This is a genomic window from Pseudomonas sp. GW822-FHT07A10, from assembly GCF_058798795.1.
In genome coordinates this window covers 211,199-227,584 of the sequence record NZ_JBXAKV010000002.1, presented here as the reverse complement: position 1 = coordinate 227,584, position 16,386 = coordinate 211,199, and the positions used below count along the sequence as shown (strand labels likewise).

At 63.1% G+C, this 16,386-nt stretch carries 11 protein-coding genes; all 11 read right to left on the bottom strand.

Annotated elements, in window-relative coordinates; translation table 11 throughout:
* Positions 1–65: 65 nt before the first annotated feature.
* The 11 genes from AC1RL4_RS04460 to tagH all read right to left on the bottom strand — a co-directional run bounded on the left by AC1RL4_RS04460 (position 66) and on the right by tagH (position 16,276).
* Positions 66–1,793 (bottom strand): formylglycine-generating enzyme family protein, encoded by a 1,728-nt coding sequence (locus AC1RL4_RS04460; RefSeq protein WP_230173195.1) that lies wholly within the window; start codon positions 1,791–1,793, stop codon positions 66–68.
* Positions 1,786–2,982 (bottom strand): ABC transporter permease, encoded by a 1,197-nt coding sequence (locus AC1RL4_RS04455; protein WP_028939177.1) that lies wholly within the window; start codon positions 2,980–2,982, stop codon positions 1,786–1,788. Before AC1RL4_RS04455 ends, AC1RL4_RS04460 begins: the two co-directional genes overlap by 8 nt.
* Positions 2,982–3,698 carry an ABC transporter ATP-binding protein gene (locus AC1RL4_RS04450; protein ID WP_019580425.1) on the bottom strand — a complete coding sequence of 239 codons (717 nt, stop codon included), beginning with the start codon at positions 3,696–3,698 and terminating at the stop codon, positions 2,982–2,984. The genes AC1RL4_RS04455 and AC1RL4_RS04450 overlap by 1 nt, the downstream gene beginning before the upstream one ends.
* On the bottom strand, positions 3,698–6,730 hold the full coding sequence (locus AC1RL4_RS04445) for a serine/threonine-protein kinase (protein WP_230173193.1): 3,033 nt from the start codon (positions 6,728–6,730) through the stop codon (positions 3,698–3,700). Before AC1RL4_RS04445 ends, AC1RL4_RS04450 begins: the two co-directional genes overlap by 1 nt.
* Positions 6,727–7,446, bottom strand: a complete 720-nt coding sequence (locus tag AC1RL4_RS04440) for a PP2C family protein-serine/threonine phosphatase (RefSeq protein WP_275406297.1) — start codon at positions 7,444–7,446, stop codon at positions 6,727–6,729. The genes AC1RL4_RS04445 and AC1RL4_RS04440 overlap by 4 nt, the downstream gene beginning before the upstream one ends.
* A gap of 12 nt (positions 7,447–7,458) precedes the next feature.
* Positions 7,459–8,109 carry a type VI secretion system-associated protein TagF gene (gene tagF / locus AC1RL4_RS04435; protein WP_019580422.1) on the bottom strand — a complete coding sequence of 217 codons (651 nt, stop codon included), beginning with the start codon at positions 8,107–8,109 and terminating at the stop codon, positions 7,459–7,461.
* The gene (gene tssM, locus AC1RL4_RS04430) at positions 8,106–11,606 is read right to left on the bottom strand and encodes a type VI secretion system membrane subunit TssM (protein ID WP_230173191.1); all 3,501 of its coding nucleotides are present in this window, start codon (positions 11,604–11,606) and stop codon (positions 8,106–8,108) included. Before tssM ends, tagF begins: the two co-directional genes overlap by 4 nt.
* On the bottom strand, positions 11,603–12,901 hold the full coding sequence (locus AC1RL4_RS04425; protein ID WP_019580420.1) for a DotU family type VI secretion system protein: 1,299 nt from the start codon (positions 12,899–12,901) through the stop codon (positions 11,603–11,605). Before AC1RL4_RS04425 ends, tssM begins: the two co-directional genes overlap by 4 nt.
* 6 nt (positions 12,902–12,907) lie before the next feature.
* Positions 12,908–14,242: a type VI secretion system baseplate subunit TssK gene (tssK, locus tag AC1RL4_RS04420; protein WP_019580419.1), complete on the bottom strand. Its 1,335-nt coding sequence runs from the start codon at positions 14,240–14,242 to the stop codon at positions 12,908–12,910.
* Positions 14,243–14,257: 15 nt separating this feature from the next.
* A complete protein-coding gene (gene tssJ / locus AC1RL4_RS04415) occupies positions 14,258–14,764 on the bottom strand; it encodes a type VI secretion system lipoprotein TssJ (protein WP_019580418.1) in 507 nt (168 codons plus the stop codon).
* A gap of 75 nt (positions 14,765–14,839) precedes the next feature.
* Entirely contained in the window at positions 14,840–16,276 is a 1,437-nt protein-coding gene (tagH, locus tag AC1RL4_RS04410; protein WP_096479356.1) for a type VI secretion system-associated FHA domain protein TagH, read from the bottom strand.
* Positions 16,277–16,386 lie beyond the last annotated feature (110 nt).

The window sequence follows — 16,386 nt, the reverse complement described above, 5'->3', positions numbered from 1 at the left end:
TTTGACCAGCTCAGCACGGCCCATCGCCGCCTGAGTCCCTTCCAAGCTCGCTGTACAACGAACGATCAAGACCGCTGAGCGTTCGATGCGAGCAATTCCTTCAATATCGCCGCCGGGTCGGCTCGTCGTTGCTGACGATAATCACCGACATGGCGAACGAATAACGTCGCGCGCGTCACCAGGCTCTTGCCCAGTACCGGCTTGCGCTCCAACTCTTCCTTGATGCGTTGAAACTGCGCCTGGATCACGGCATCGGTGTAGCGCGTGCCAGTCGCCAGGTTGTCGATGTAGATCGCCACCGCGCCGTCCAGCGCGCTGCGGCCGTTGTCGATGGCCATGGCGAACAGCTTGGCGCTGGCCTCGTCCTTGGCGTCCACGGCCTGCTGGCGACTCTTCTGCAAATTGGTCAGGCGAATGTTGTAGTTGTTGACGGTCTCGGCCACCAGGGCCGCCGACTGGATCAGGTTGCCGGCCGCTTCCTCGCGCTGTTGGGCGATGAGCGAGACGTTGCGCTTGAGCTCTTCGTTGACCAGCCCCAACTCGGCTTGCAAACGCGGATCGACGCTGGCGGCAATGATGCTGTCCAGGCGTTTGGTCGGGTCCTGGGCGTCATCGATGGCATCGGTCAGCGAAGCCAGACGACCTTCTTTCTGCCATTGGGCAAACAGTTCCTTGTAGCGCGAACGGGGCGCCGACAACGCGCCAACCGCGACCCGGAAGCCGGTGGTTTCGTTGTTTTGCTCGGTGCCGTCGGCGGCGAACAGCGAGTACTCGCGGCGCATCCCGGTGAACAAGGTGCCCTCGCCTTCCAGGTAATTGCCACCCTTGACCACGAAGCCACCGTAGGTGCCCTGGCGGCGTCCGGCGTGCACCAGCTGGAAGGACTCCTGGACCATTTCGGCGGCGTTGCCGATCACGTCGAACAAGCCAATGGGGTTTGGCAGTTTGGTACCGATCGGCATCAACCGCGCGGCCTGACCGGTGCCGCCGGCGACCTGATTGAAGACCGCCCAATCGCCCAGCGGTCCGTCGCTTTCGCTGCCGTCCAGGCGCCGTGGAAACAGGCGCCCTTCCAGGTCCTGACGGCTGACGGCCTGCCCGCCACGGGCAGCAAATTCCCATTCGACTTCGGTCGGCAAGCGCACAAAACCCAGCCCGCCCTCCTCTGCCGAGGTGCCGCGACCGCTCACCGGCAGCAGATCCTTGTGGTATTTCATCAGCCAGGCGCTGTACACCGCCGAGAAGCGTTCAGCCTCGAATCGCGACAGCTTCACCTTGGGTAAACGCCCGGCCATGCCTTGCGGAATTTCAGCCTGCAACGCCTCGCAGGCTGGCGCTGGTTCACCGCTGGCCAACGATTGCGCCTGTGCCATGACCTGCGCGTATTGGCGGGCGGTGACTTCGTATTTGCCGATGAAATAGAGCATCGGTTTGAGCGGGGTGTTGGCGTCGGTCTTGGGCATCAACGGGGTGATGCTCTTGCTCCAGTCCTTGGGCAGATCCTTGAGGGTGAACTGGCCATTGATGAAGTCCCGGCGATAACCGGAAATGAACGACTGCTGATAGCCGGCCTCACCTTCGCTGAACGGGTAACCGAGGCTGATCTCACGGTCGTCCAGACTGCCTTGGGCCAGGATGTAGACGTAACGGAACACCATCTGCCCTTCGCACGGCAGCGGCAGGCTGACGTCATCGGGCAACGGCTTGGGGTTGTCCAGCTTGTCGGTGCCTTCATCAGCCCAGACCATGCCGGCCAGGCTCAGCGCCACGGCGGCGCCCAGTAACTTATACATCTCGGATTCCTTCACACGCCTGGATACGCGCCACTCGCCAGCCACCACAGAGCGCCGCCACGGCACTGACGCCGAGCACTGCCGCCAGGGCCAACGCGTAGTGACGCGCCAGCAGATGGCTGGCGTACTCGCCCGGCATCTGCGCAAATAAATGGTTCAGGCCCGATTGCGCCAGGCCATACAGCCCGGCACTCAACAGGGCGGCAAGACCGGCGCTGTACAGCGCCTGCACCACCACAAACAACAGCAACGCTGCCGTGGAAAACCCCAGCAAGCGCAGCACCGATAACGCTCGACGCTTGCGCTCGACCGCCGCCAGCGCCCCGGCAAAAATCGCCGCGAACGCTCCCGCCACGGCCAATCCGGCGATGATCCAGAACACGATCGACAGGTTGCGGCTCAGCGATTGCACTTGGGCGATGGCCTGGGCCTGGGTCGAGACCAGCAGGTTCTGCGCAGCGAAGTACTGACGCAGCGGTTCGACATCCTTGAGGCTGCGGGCGTACAGGCGAAACGCCGGATATACCCGCTGCTCCGTCGCGCCCACCGCATCACCTGGCCAACCGAACGCTGGCACGGCGCGGCCGTCCCGGTAATCTTCAGCCGCTTCCAGTAACGTCAACGGCGCGAACAATCCGTCCCGGGCGAAGGCTTCCAGCGGCAGAACCTGCAGCACCTGAACGCGAGTGTGCTGCGCCTCACCACGACCAGCCACCTGCCGGCCAAAACCGGCCTGTAACCAATCACCGGCCTTGGCCCCGAGCTTTTCGGCGGCGGTCTGGCTGAGCAGCACCTGATCCAGCCCTTGGGGCGCCGGCAGACTGCCGAGCAACGGATCGTTGGCGGTGGTGGGGATCATTTCCACAGTCACCGTCGAAGCGCCTGCGGTCAGATCCGCTGTCGCGGCAATCTGCCGGGTGCGCGGCAAGGCGAACGACACGTCGCTGCGCTGGCTCAACTGCTCGATAAACGCGGCACTGAACCGGCCGCCACCCAGGGGGATGATCTCCCGGGTGGCCGGGTCGTTTTCCAGGCGCTCGGTCAAACTGCTGACCAGGCCGAATTTCAAACCGAACAGCACCAGCAGCGGCGCGATCACCGCCACCAGCGCCAATACCGAGCAGGCCGACAGCCAGGCATCGTTGCGGTAATCCTGCCAGGCCAGGGAAGCCACCAGCGCGCCGCGCATCAGCAGGCCTCCCCAAGGGTGGCGGTGACACCGCCATCGACGTCGCGATGACAACTGATGCGTCGCACCTGCAAACCGCTGGCGCGGGCCAGTGACTCGTCGTGGGTGGCAACGACGCAGCACACCCTGTGTTCACGAGCCTGGGTCACCAGTAACTGCATCACGCGTTCCGCGTTCAGCGGATCGAGGGCAGCGGTCGGTTCATCGGCCAACAGCAGGCGCGGCCCATGGGCCAGGGCGCGGGCACAACTCACCCGTTGCCGTTGGCCGACGGACAAGTCGCACGGTCTTTTGCCCAGTTGATCGGTGATATCCAACGCCCCGGCCAGGCGATCGACGCTGCCGTCGTCTTTCAAGCCGAGCAGTTGGCGCGACAGGTCGATGTTGCCGCGCACGTCCAGAAAATCCAGCAGGCCACCGGTTTGCAGCACGTAGCCCAAGTGCCGGCTGCGCAGGTTCGCCAAGGCACTTTGCGCATCTGCGCGCCACAGCCCGGCAATGTCCGTCGTGGTTTGACCGGACGCAAAATCAAACTGCCCGGCCCGATCCGGCGCCAGCACCAGCGCCAGCAAATCGAGCAACGTGCTTTTGCCGCAGCCACTGGGACCGACCACCGCCAGTTGCTCACCGGCACGCAGTTGCAGCCGTGGAATCACCAGGCTGTAGCGCTGGCTGCCGGCGCCCCGGCTTTTGTGCACTGCGTTCATGTTCAGCATCACGGCAGCGTCGACAATGGAACGCGGTACAAGGCATCACCCGGTTCGGCATCGCCGAAACGCACCCAGTTGGCCAGGTCGTTGTGGAAGGTTTCGTAGAGGCGGATTTTCGAGTCCAGCTCGTCGATAAAGTCCTCCTGCTCGGCCACGCTCAGGGAAAGCCACAAATCCTGGGTCATGTTCAGCGACTTGCTGCGATAAGGCAGTCCTTCCAGGTACTCCCCCAAAACTCCGCCATCGGCCAGATTGCCGCCCTTGCGCAAGGCCGAGGGATCACGGCTCATGTAGGCACTGGCACTGGCGATTTCCTGGAAGAAATTCTTCGGTGAGGTCTGGGTCTTGCGGGCGGCGTCGACGATCAGTTTCAGCGATTGCTGCAAGTCGTTGAGCTGCAGTTTGGTCAGCATCACGCACACTTGGAACGCCGGCAGGGCCGGGTTGGTCAGGTCGCGGTCGGCGGTCCAGGCGCTGACCAGTTGCGGCGCCTGGCTGGCGGCTTTTCGCCCCAGGAAGTCCATGTGCATCGCGTAGCCGATGGCCGCCGATTTGTCGGCCAGGCTCGGCGCAGCGCTCAGCAGCGGCACGGTTTGCGACTTGTTGCTGCGCACCTGATGCACCAGGTCGGCAAACACCGAACCGATCTCGTCCACCCGTTCACCGAACTTGCGCACATCGGCGCCCGGCACCGGGATGTACAGATCGCCGATCTGCGGGTTGGCGTCGGCGGTCAGGGTGCGATACTGACTTTGCGCACCGCCATGGGTTTTCTTGCCGGCATCGCTAAGCAGGTGCAAGGCGTAGATTTTGATCTGTTTGCCCAATGCGGCCTGACGCACTTCGGCCTCGTTCATTTGTGTGGCGGCATACGGGTCGTTCTTGCGCAACGCACCGGCATCGGTGACCAACAGAATCAAGCGTCCGCCATAACCGGACCAGTCCATGCCCTCGACCGCTTCCATCACGCCGGCAAAGGCATCTTCATTGAACGAATGGCTCGAAACCGTGGACGCCTTGACCTGCCGCGCCAAGTCCATGAAGCGCTGTGGGTCGCGGCCCTGGTCCAGGGTGATCAAGGTTTTGGCGACGTATTCCAGGCCCGGGGTTTTCTGGATGCTGTTTCGAAACCCCACCAGGCCAAAGCTGACACTGTCCAGCTCGCCCCGCTCGGCGATGCGGGTTTGCAGTTGGTGCACCACGTCGCGGACCTGATCGATGTAGGGCTGCATGGACACCGTGGTGTCGACGACCAACACCACAGCGGTGCGAAATGCATCGGCATTGGCGGCGCTGATCGGAGTGTTGCCGACAGTGGCCTTCGGTGCATTGCCGGGGTCGATGGACGCCACGTTCAGCAACTGCACCGGCTGGCCGTTTTCATCGAAGCTCTCGCGCGAATCAAAAATCGGCAACAGATAAAACTGGTTCTGCGGCACCGCGCTGGCGGCCGGTTCCAGGGCCAGCACCTGCTGATTGTCTTCACGGTTCTGCTGGGCCTTGAGCAACAGGTTTTTTGCAGCCGACGGATCGGCCAGCAGCCGCTCCACTTCGCCGGGCTGACGCAGGAACATCACCGGCGCACGACCGGAGCGTTCGGTGAACTTGAGCACCAGGCTTTGCTTCCAGTCGCTGACTTGTTCGGCTGGCAACCAGCCGTCACTGCGCCCGTCGGTGGCGGCGCCGACGCGTAGCCACGGGCTGCCGGCCACCTCTTGGCGCTGATAGACGTACAGCACGGAAAACGCCGGCAAGGCCTTATCAGGTGCTGCCCCCGGTTCACTGGCGAGTTTCGCTCCCGGCTTGCTGAGCACCCGCTGGAACAAGGTTTTTTTGCCGGCCATCAGCAGCGGGCGCTGACCGTTATCGACTTCTGTCGCCACAGGGGGGTTCACCGGTGGCGCCACGGCTGGCGGCGGTGTTTTGACTGGAGGCACTGAAGCCACTGGCGCCTTGGCGTCCGCTTCGACGTCACCGGACAGCCACCAATAACCCGCGCCGCCCAAGGCCAGCACCACGGCTACCGCAACAGCGGCAAGCGCGAACACCGGTCCCTTGCGCTGCTCCGAGGCCAAGGATTGCGGCGTCGACTTCGCCGTCGGCGCAACAGGCTTGGCTTGGGGTTGTGGCTGTGCAGGGCTCGTCGGAATGTCGATAGACACCGGCGTCAGTCCCGCCAGGTCATTGTTCATTGGAAGGGGCAACGGCCGGATCGTGGTCGCTTCAACCGATTCCCCGGGCAGATTATCCAGCGCCTGCAACAACGCCTTTGCATCCGGGAAACGCTCGGCCGGATCCTTGGCCAACAGCTTGCGCAGCACCTCTTGATAACGGCCGTGGTGCACCGGCAGCTCCGGCAGCGGTTCGGTCAAATGCGCCAGGGCCGTAGAGAGCGCGTCGTTGCCGGTGTACGGCAGTTTGCCGACGAGGATTTCGTAGAGCACCACGCCCAGGGCATAAAGATCGGCCCGGCCGTCAATGTCCTGGCCGCGCGCCTGTTCCGGGCTCATGTAGCTGGGCGTGCCGACGGCGAAACCCGCTTGGGTGAACTGGGTGCGGTCGTCCAGCGACTTGGCGATGCCGAAGTCCGAGAGCACCGCTGTGCCATCGGCGCGGAACAGAATGTTCGCCGGTTTGACGTCGCGATGAACCAGCCCCAGCCCGTGGGCATAGCCCAGCGCCGAGGCGATCTGGCGGATGTAGATCAGGCCCTGCTCCGGCGTCAGGCCGGCGGAAATGCGCTCCTTGAGCGTGCCATTGGGCAGGTATTCCATGGCCATGTAATACAGCTCACCGACATTGCCGATGTCATGGATGGTGACCGTATGCGGGTGAGACAGGCGCGCCAGGGTTTTGCCTTCGCGCAGGAAGCGCTCGCAGAAACTCGGATCGGCTGCCAGCGCGGCGGCCATGACCTTCAACGCCACCTTGCGCTCCAGCGAGCGTTGGGTCGCCAGGTAAACGCTGGCCATGGCGCCCTCACCGATCTCACCGCCGATGTCGTAGCCCGGGATCAGAATGTTCGCGGTGAGGTTCATGAAGGCACCTTCACGACGACGACGGTGATGTTGTCCGGAGCACCGCGCATCAGGCCCAGGGACACCAGGCTGCTGGCGATTTCCCCTGGCTCGTCGTGGCCCAGCACCTCGCGGATCTCATGATCTTCAACGGTTTTGTTCAGCCCGTCGCTGCACAACAGGTAACTGTCGCCGGGCTTCAACAGCAACTCGACCATCGCCAGCTCCAGCTGTGCCTGGACCCCGATGGCGCGGGTGACAATATTGGACCGCGGGTGCACCCGGGCTTCGGCTTCGCTGAGCAGGCCGCTGTCCTGCAGGTCCTGGACGTAACTGTGGTCCCGCGAGATCCGTTTGAGCCGGCCGTCACGCAGGCGATACAAGCGGCTGTCACCCGCCCACAAACACACCCCACGCAAGTCACGCGCCGCCATCACCACCACCGTGCTGCCCATCATGGTCACGCCGCGGTTGGCGGTTTCTTCACGCACGGCGGCGTTGACCCGCAGCAGGTCGGTTTTCAACGCCGCGACGTATTCATCCAGCGAACGGCCCACAGCAATGCTACGCAGACTGTCGACAATCAGACTGCTGACGTAGTCGCCCGCCGCGTGCCCGCCCATGCCATCGGCGACCACCCACAGGCCTTTTTGCGGCAGGTCCAGGCAAGCGTCTTCGTTAACCTGGCGGACCATGCCGACATGGCTTTTGCTTGCAGACTTCAGGGTCCTTCCCACGTTTGAACACATCTACACAAAACCTTCTTGGCCGAGCAAAAATTGCGCAAAATCAGCGGCGGCCGGCAGGCCCTGGCACCGCAATAAACCGGGGGCGATACGCTCCGAACCCTGGCCCCACCACACACTGGCCCCTTCGCAGGCCTGTTCGGCGAGGGCGATCATTCGCGCCTGCGGATCGGTGACATCAAAGCGGTGCAGGCCGGCAATACGGCTGCTCGGGGTGCGCGGCAGGCAGGTCGGACTGCCCAGTGTCTCCAGCGCTGCACCGAAGGCTTCGAAGCTCGCCTCCACGCTCAACGTGCTCAACAGCAATTGCTCGACCTGTTCAAACCAGGCGTCCGAACCGCTCACCACCGACGCCGGGTCGGCATCGTGATCCAGCAGCACCGCGACGGTCAGCGGAAAATACCGGCCAACCCGATCAATGCTCGGCATCACCACCCCCACGGCGGCCTGCGGCCCACACACACCGGGCGCGACCATAAAGCGCCACAGCGGACTGACCAGATAGGCATTCAGCCAACGGTCGCCAAGGCTCTGGCTGGCGAGCAACCCCGCCGCCAGCCACGAATCCCAAGGGCCGATAAAACTCTGCGGCAAGCCACGGCTGACAAAGTCCCCGCGACTGGCCAACTTTCCATAGAAGCCCGGCGTGCTCATAAGCGCTCCGGCAGGCTGAAACCGCTGAGCACACGGCTCTTGAACGGGTTGAAGGCGCTGTTGGCCCGCAGCTCATAAGAGGCGCTGGCGCCGTCGACCCGCAGCCGCAGGTTGAAGCGGTCCGGCGAGTTGCCGGCGGTGAGATCCGATTGCTCGAGCAGGCGGAACCAGGCCCAGGGCCCGTCCAGAGTGATGCCGGACCGACCGCTGGCCGTGGGCGGCATGATCGAGATCCGCACCACGCCGATGCTGCCGGGGTTGGGCCATTGCATGGCGGTCGGACGGCTCGGGCCGTGGTCGTAGCTCAATTGCTGGCCGTCGAGGTCGAGCAAAAACTGAGTGATGGTGGAATCCATGGCCACGGGCTTGAGTTCGAAGCGCACCATCGGTTGGGTACCGCCGGAACGGAAAAACGCATCCCGGATGGTCGCTGCCCGCTGGAAGGTTTGCAGCACGCCCGGGGCGATGCCGAGCTTCTGCGCGGCACCCGGTTGCCAGCGCCAGGCCTGGGCCGAGGTATCCACATAGGGCTGCAGGTATTTGCGGAAGTAGTTGTCCATCACCCCGCCCACGCCGAAGAACTGACCGAAGTCATCCAGGGTCGCGTCCCGCGCACTGCCCGGCGACATCGGATAACGCCCGGCCAGGGACTGGCGATAGATGTTCACCACTTCGCTGGTCCAGGCCGCGTTCAGTTGATTGCGTACTCCACCCATCATGCTGTTGGTGGTGGAGTTGACCACCGACTTGACCAGGCCCTGCACCAACGCCGGTTGACGCTCGGCGTTGAGGCTGACCCGCGTCGCCGCCGCTGCGGCCTGGTTCTTGGCTTCGCCAAGCAAGGCGTCGCCGCTGGCACCGACCATGGCGCTGACCTGCACATACAGGGCGTTCATGTCGGCCAGCAGGCCGTCGATGGCTGCCGGCTCGCCTTCGTTCTTGCTGACGATGCGGTTGAGTTCGGCAAAATGCGTGGTGACTGGATCGTCACTGGCCTCAGGTGCGTTTTGCATCGCCTGCTCCTGGCCGAGCAAGGTGCCCAGGCGCTCTTTGAGCTTGTCGACCCCACCCTCCACCGGCGCCCCCTTGGCCGCCAGCAGGCGTTCTTCCTGTTGCAGGTCGGTTTCCTTCGCCACCGCCACCAGCAATTTTTTCAACGGCGAAGTCGGCCCGGAAATCACCCGCAGCACATCGGCGGCCTGGGCCACGCTGGTGATCGGCACGAAGTCGATATCAGCCAACAAGGCGTCCCACTGGCGCTGGTAATCCTGGAAATACAGGCGACGCACATCGGCGGCCAGGCTGGCGACGTTCTGTTGTTCTGCCTGATCGCGACCGAGCACCCACTGCTCCTCGGCCAAGGTGCCGGTCTGGTTCAGGCTGGTGAGCAAAAACCCTTGGCGGTAACCCTTGGCCGTGAAGAAGCCACTCAAGGGATCGCCCAGCGGCTTGCCGCTCTTGCGGCTGAACACCAGCGCAGCATCGCGCCCGGCCGCTTCGTTGAGACGAAAGTCCGGGATACCGTCCGGCAGTTTCTGCCGCTTGATCCGGTCATAGACACGCTGGGCCACCGGCAGCTGTTGCAATTGCCGGCGCAAGTCATCGATCAGGCGCGGGTCGAGACGCGCGGTGGGCGGATGGCGCTCGAACAGCGCCTGCAAGTGCTCACCGAGGGCTACGCGCTGCTCGGCCGGCAAGTCGCGGGGCAGGCTGCGGTCCCAGTCCAGGGCGATCCAAGCCTTGATGAAATCAGCATCGTAATGCTCACTGTCGGCGAGCATCAGGTAGGCCTTCAAGCCTTCGTAAAGGAAGTCCGAATTGCCGCCGCCGTGCAGTTGCTCCTCGATACGCGTGAGCAAGCGCGGCGCGAAGACCGCGATCAATAGCTTGCGATAGACGCTGCCGGACTCGGCTTCAAGCATGTCGCCCTGATACAGACCCAGGCCTTCGGCCCAGTTCGGCGCATCATCGGCCAAGTGCTTCACTGCGTTGAGCAAGGGCAACACGGCGAGCACGTCCCGCTGCGCCGGGCTGAGGTTCTGCACGGCCTGGCCCAGGGGCACGACTTTCTGATCGACTTGCGCGATATACGCCTGATTGGCGCGGTAGCTGACCCACCACAAGGTCCCGACCACCAACACCAAGGCTACGGTCGAGGCCAGCACGCCCTGGGCGATCCACTTGCGTCGACGTTCGACTTTCGGATTGACACCCACCAGCCCACGCTCGGCAAAGGCCACGGCGCTGAAGAGCTTTTCGATGAAGTAACTGCGCCCGGTGCCGTTCTGGCGCACCAGGTGCTGGCGGTCCAGGTTCATGCTCTGGGCCATGGAGCCGATCAGCCGGTCAATCGGGCTGCCTTCCTGGGTGCCGCTGGTGAAATACACCCCGCGCAACAGCGCCCGCTCTTCAAAGGCGTTGGGTTTGAACACGCCCTCAAGGAAGCTTTGCAGGCAATCCTTCAACGCGCCGAACTGCTGTGGAAAACCGTAGATCAGATCGCGTCGCGCCGGGTCGCGTTCCTGCTGCAAGCGCTCCACCAGCCGATCGTTCAGGCGTTGCTCCAGACCGGCGAATTCACTTTGCAGATGGGCCAGCGGGCTGTCATTGCTTTTGCCGTCATCCAGAGCGAAGGTCATGCCCCAGACCTGGGCTCGCTCTTCCTTGCTCAGGGAGTCGAAATACTCCATGAACCCAGGCACCAGATCGAGCTTGGTCAGCATCAGGTAGATCGGGAAGCGCACGCCCAGTTGGGTGTACAGCTCCTGAATGCGCAGGCGTATCGCAGCGGCATGGGCGGCGCGTTCGGCATCGCTGCCCAGCAACAGGTCGGAGAGGCTGATGGCGATAAATGCACCGTCGATCGGGCGACGGGCCCGCTGTTTTTTCAACAGACCCAGAAAGCCCAGCCATGCGGCCTTGTCGACCGTCGCGTCGCTGTCCTGAGTGGTGTAGCGGCCTGCGGTGTCGAGCAGCACAGCCTGGTCGGTAAACCACCAATCACAATTGCGCGTACCGCCGACGCCGCGCACCGCACCGGCGCCCAACTGCGCGGCCAACGGAAAATGCAGACCGGAGTTGACCAGCGCCGTGGTCTTGCCCGAACCCGGCGGGCCGATGATCACGTACCACGGCAATTCGTAGAGATTGCGTCGTTCGTCGCCGCCCAGCTTGGCTTTCTTCAACAGCGTCAGGGCTTCGTCCATGCGCTGGCGCAGGGTTTCGAGCTCTTCGGCCGTAGCGATGCTGGTCGGGTCCGGCGGGGTTTGCGCCGCCAGGCTGCGCATGACTTCGGCGGCCTGACGGCGGGCCTGGATGATGCGAAACACTCGATAGGCGATCCACACCGCGAACAGCAGAATGATCAGCGCCCAGCGCCGGCCTTCGGGCACCAGGAGTTCAAGCAGCGGCCCGACAAACCAGATGATCAGGCTCAGGGCGATCAGCCCCAGCAACGGAATGACCCAGCGAGTCATAAAACTGAAAAACGCCTTCACTCGACCCCCTCCGCCAACACTGTGATTTCGACCCGACGATTGCGTGCGCGGCCCTCGGTCGTAGCGTTCGAGGCCAGCGGCTCGGTGTCGCTGCGGCCTTCGGCGCTGAAGCGCTCGGGCTGGCCGGTCTTGGCCGAAAGGATTTGCAGCACCGAAGTGGCCCGCGCCTCGGACAACGCCCAGTTCGATGGAAACCTCAAGGTGGCAATCGGGCGATTGTCACTGTGGCCGGTCACCCGGACCTGGCCCTTGACCTTGCGAATGGCATCGGCGATGCGCAGCATCAGCGGCTGGAAATTGTCGACGATACTGGCGCTGCCCGAGGCGAACAGCTCATCGCCACGGATGGTCACCACTGAACGGTCAACGGCATCTTCCACGGCCACCCGGCCGGCCTTGATTTCATCAGCGAGAAAACCGGCCAAGCGTGGCCGCTCGACCAGTTTCGGCTGCACCACCGGACGGTCGATGGCCTGCACCGGGATCTCGCCCAGCGCATGAATGTTTTTAAACACCGGCTCGGCATCGGCGGCCAGTTTCAAGCGCAGGCCGAACACCAGGGCCAGCAGCAACGCCACGCCGATGGCTACCGCGATCCATGGCGGCATGAATTGCGCCAGTCGATCGCGCGCCACGGTCACGCCGCGCCAATGGGGCGACAGTTCGCGCTCATATTCGCCACGGGCGCTGCGGATAACCGCACTGGTGCGCTCACGCAACGCCTCCAGTTGGCTGCGACCGTCATTCATGACCCGGTAACGCCCTTCGAAACCCAGGCACATGCACAGGTACAACAGCTCCAACAGATACAAACGTTCGCGGGGGCTTTGCAGGCAATGTTCCAGGAGCTGGAACACTTTCTCACCACCCCAGGCTTCGTTGTGCACAGTGATCAACAGGCTTTGCTTGCCCCAGTCACTGGCGCCGCCCCACGGCGTACTCAACACCGCTTCATCCAGGGCGGTGCACAAGGCGTAGCGGGCCAACAACACATCGTTGCGCACCACGCCGGCGGCCTCGGCGCGCTCCTCGAACTGGCGCAGGTAGGCCAGTAGTTGCGCCCGCAGACTCGCTGGTGCCGGGTGGGCAATGGTGTTGCGCAAACGGGTCAGCAAAGCCAGCAGCGGGCCCGCGGCGCTCTCCAGGGGGTTGAGACCTTCGGTTTTACCGGTCAACAGCGGCGCGGCCGGCATCGACAGTGGCGCGGGCTGGGCGCGGCCAGGGTCCGGGCGGGCCGGCTCGGCGCCACGACCACCGGGGGTCGGCATGAACTGGGTACGATCGTCGTTGTTCATCGCGGTTTATCCTCGGATCGCCCAGAAAGCCAGGTTCAACCCCGGGAACTGACCCGCGATGTGGAACGCAAAACCGCCGGAGTTGGCCAGTTGTTGCCAATGCTCGCTGCCCCGGTCGAGTTCGTAATAGGTGGAGCCGGCGTGATAGGGAATCTGCCGTGGCGCCACCGGCAGCGGCAGCAGACCGATGCCCGGCAATTGCAGGTTGACCATGTCGCGAATGTGTTCCACCGAGCCGATTTTGCTCTGCAGGCCGAAGCGGCTGCGCAGGGTCTCGGCAGGTACATCGGCGCGCACCACCAGAATAAAACTGGCGTTGTCGAGCAGGGTCTTGTCAGCCAGCATGGCCACATGAATGCCATAGGCTTTTTCGACGATCGGAATCGGCGTGGCCTTGCTGTCGATCAGCATCGACAGCGCTTCACGCAGGGCTTGCATCACCGGGGCAAAACTCAGCGCGAGGTCATCATGCTGGTACTGCGGGAATTCCTGCGGTCGCCGCCCGGAAGCGGTAAAAGTCGAGAATTCCCCGGCCAGGCTCACCAACTCGCTGTAGAACCGCTCGGGATGCAACGGACTCAACCGGCTCAAGTGCTGGATCAGCGGTTGGGCACGGTTGACCAGTTGCAGCAGCATGAAGTCGGCAATCTCCGAGGCACCGCCAGCACCGGACGCCACCACCCGCCCGGCGAGCGCTTCGCCGCGCTGATGAAGCAGGCCCAGTAGCTCGTTGCGGAACGCAGCCAAGGGCGTGGAGGCAACCACATCCAACAGCGGCGGGATGTAAGTGTCATCGAGCACCAAGGCGCGGTCGGCGCGTTTCTCCTTGATTCGCACCAGGCCGATGGCCGCGTAGTCGCTGATGCCATCCCGGGCTATCAATAATCGCAGCGCCCTCGACCCCACGGCCACCGGGGCCTGGTTTTCGAATGGCGCGTTATCGTCCCGCACTTCGCGCACCTGACTCACATAGCGCGCAGCGCCCAGGGCCTCGCCTTCGTCAACGGTGTCACGCGCACCGGCGCGCTTGAGCGGCAAGGCCAAATACACCAAACCATCGCGCAGGTTGTCATCGATATTCAACGGGCTCGGCGCCAGGTCATCCTGGGGAATGTTGAATGGCGTGCCGTCTGGCAACAGGCCCCGCGCCGAGATGATCGCCAGTTTGCCCTGGGCCAGCAGGCCCTGGTCGATCAGCAACTCAGAAAACCCCCAGGCACCGGCCGACAATGGGCGACTCCGGGCGTCGATGAGGTTCTCCAGGTAACGGTCATGCTGCTGGAAGTGCTGCGTTCCAATGAACATGCCTTCCGACCAGACCACGCGATTGTTCCAGGACATGGGGGCTCCGATTGTTTATTGGGCAGGGCTGGATGGGGGAACCGCGACGGCGCTGCGCACGGCTCGCACGTCGAGGCTGATCTGGTATTCGGTGTATTGGCGCGGCGGGACGTTCATCACCGTGCGCCACAGCGACTGATCCAGCTCGCGATACCCCACCAGCACGCCGATATGGCGGGTGGCCGGATCGAGGTCACGCTGCAGACTCAACTGCTGGCCAGGCTGGATCAGCACTTCGTCCTGGTCGATCAGATCCGCACCGAGCGTCGCCTGGGCTCGTTCGGCCAGTGCGAAATAATCGGAACGACCGAAGGTGGCGGCATTTTTCAATTCGAAAATGCGCACCCGGACCGGGGCCGGCTGGCCAGTGGCTCCGGGGTTGAGCCCGGCGATGGCGTGAAAGTGCAACTCGACGGCGGCCGTGTCGGCCTCAGCCTCTTCGGGCTGGGGTTTGGTGGCATCCTTGGCACACGCGGTCAGCAGAAGCGCGGTGGCGACTGCGAGTAAAAACCTGTGAATCATCCTGCGTCCTCAATGACGTTTCAGCTATCCGTTGTTCCGTTCTTTGCTATGAATCGCGTTATGTGACGGCGACGCTCAGTGGCGACGTTGTCTTGCACTGTGTTCTTCGTAGGCACGGCTGAATTCCCGACCGAACAGGTCCTGGAAATCCTCCTGGGCCTCACGGGAAATATTGCTGTAGAGCTCGGTGAACTGCTGCCAGTACTGGGCCTGTCGTGAACCATTGAAAATGCTCGACAGGCCACCGGGCTTGCCCATGCGCTCTTCCAGTTGTGCCGGTTCGAAACGCGCCAACAGGTGCTTGATCGCAGCTTCCACACCGGCCATCACCGCCAACTGGTGGGCACGCAAGTCATCGAAGCTGTCGCGCACCGCCAGGTCCGGCGCCATGAACGCTTGATTGGTGTGGCGCAACAGCAGCAGCAAGGCCTCATCGACGTTGGGAGCGAATTTCAGCGGGTTGTTTTCCACCGGCTGAATCATCGTCTGCTGAATGCGAAACTCGCCCTTGAGGCTGCTGCGGGCGCGCAAGACATCGATCAGGCCTTCGACCATCAATCGATAACTGCGGCCGATGTTTTCCATCTGCGCTTCGGCCTGGGCCTTTTCCAGGCGCACTTGATCCAGCCCGGCGCCGCGTAGAAAGGCTCGTAACAGGTCGGGTTGCGAATGGTCGACCGGGCCGGGCGGATTGACCGGATGCTCGACGATGGCCACGGGTGGTTCGTGCGGTAGTGACGGCTCGATCGGTACGCTGACTTGAGGCGCCGGCTGCGCAACCTCTGCAACAGGCAAGGGGGCGACAGGCAGGGGTGCAACCGCCACTGGCGCGGGCTTGTCGCTGAACAGGTCCCAATCTTCCGGAATCACCGGGGCTGGGGCTGGGGCTGGGGCCGACGCCAGCGGCACAGGCTCGGCCATGGGCGTCGGGTTGGGGATCGGGGTCGGTGGGCGGAAGTCGTGCTGCTCAGCCGGGACATGGTCGGACTGGGTGGCCGGCGGGACGGTGGTCGGTGCCAGAAAGTCGAACAAGTCCGGCAACGTGTCCATGGCCGACACACCCTGGAAATGTGCAGGTGGTGTCATGGGCGACGATGTCGGCGTAGCCACGCCGGCGCCCTGACGCCCCATCAGAGCCTCGAAGCTGTTGGACGAATCGGCAAAAGGGTTGCTGTCAGTCACCGGCAGATTGAAATCGATGCGCGCCTGGATTTCATAATCACCTATGCGGATAACTTCCCCATCTTGCAACGGCTCGCTGTTTCCTTTGCGCAGACGAATGCCGGCCTTAACCAATTCCACACCATTAGTGCTGTTATCGGTTAAATAATACCGGCCATCTTTATATTGAATAACGCAATGCTTTCCGGAAACCAAGCGCTCTGGATCGGGCAATACCCAGTCATTATCAGAATTGCGGCCAATTGCCATCACTCCCTGATCCATGGATTTTTCAGAGCATTGACCAGGGGTAATCTTGTGATAACTAGTGATAGTCAAACACAGCGGCATCTTGCCTCCTTGCTGCACACTTTGCGCGCCGGCGAATGAGGGGATCAATCCCCGCGGAACTCGCCGACAAACCTTGCAAACAACCTCAAAAACAGCTTTTTACCAGCATA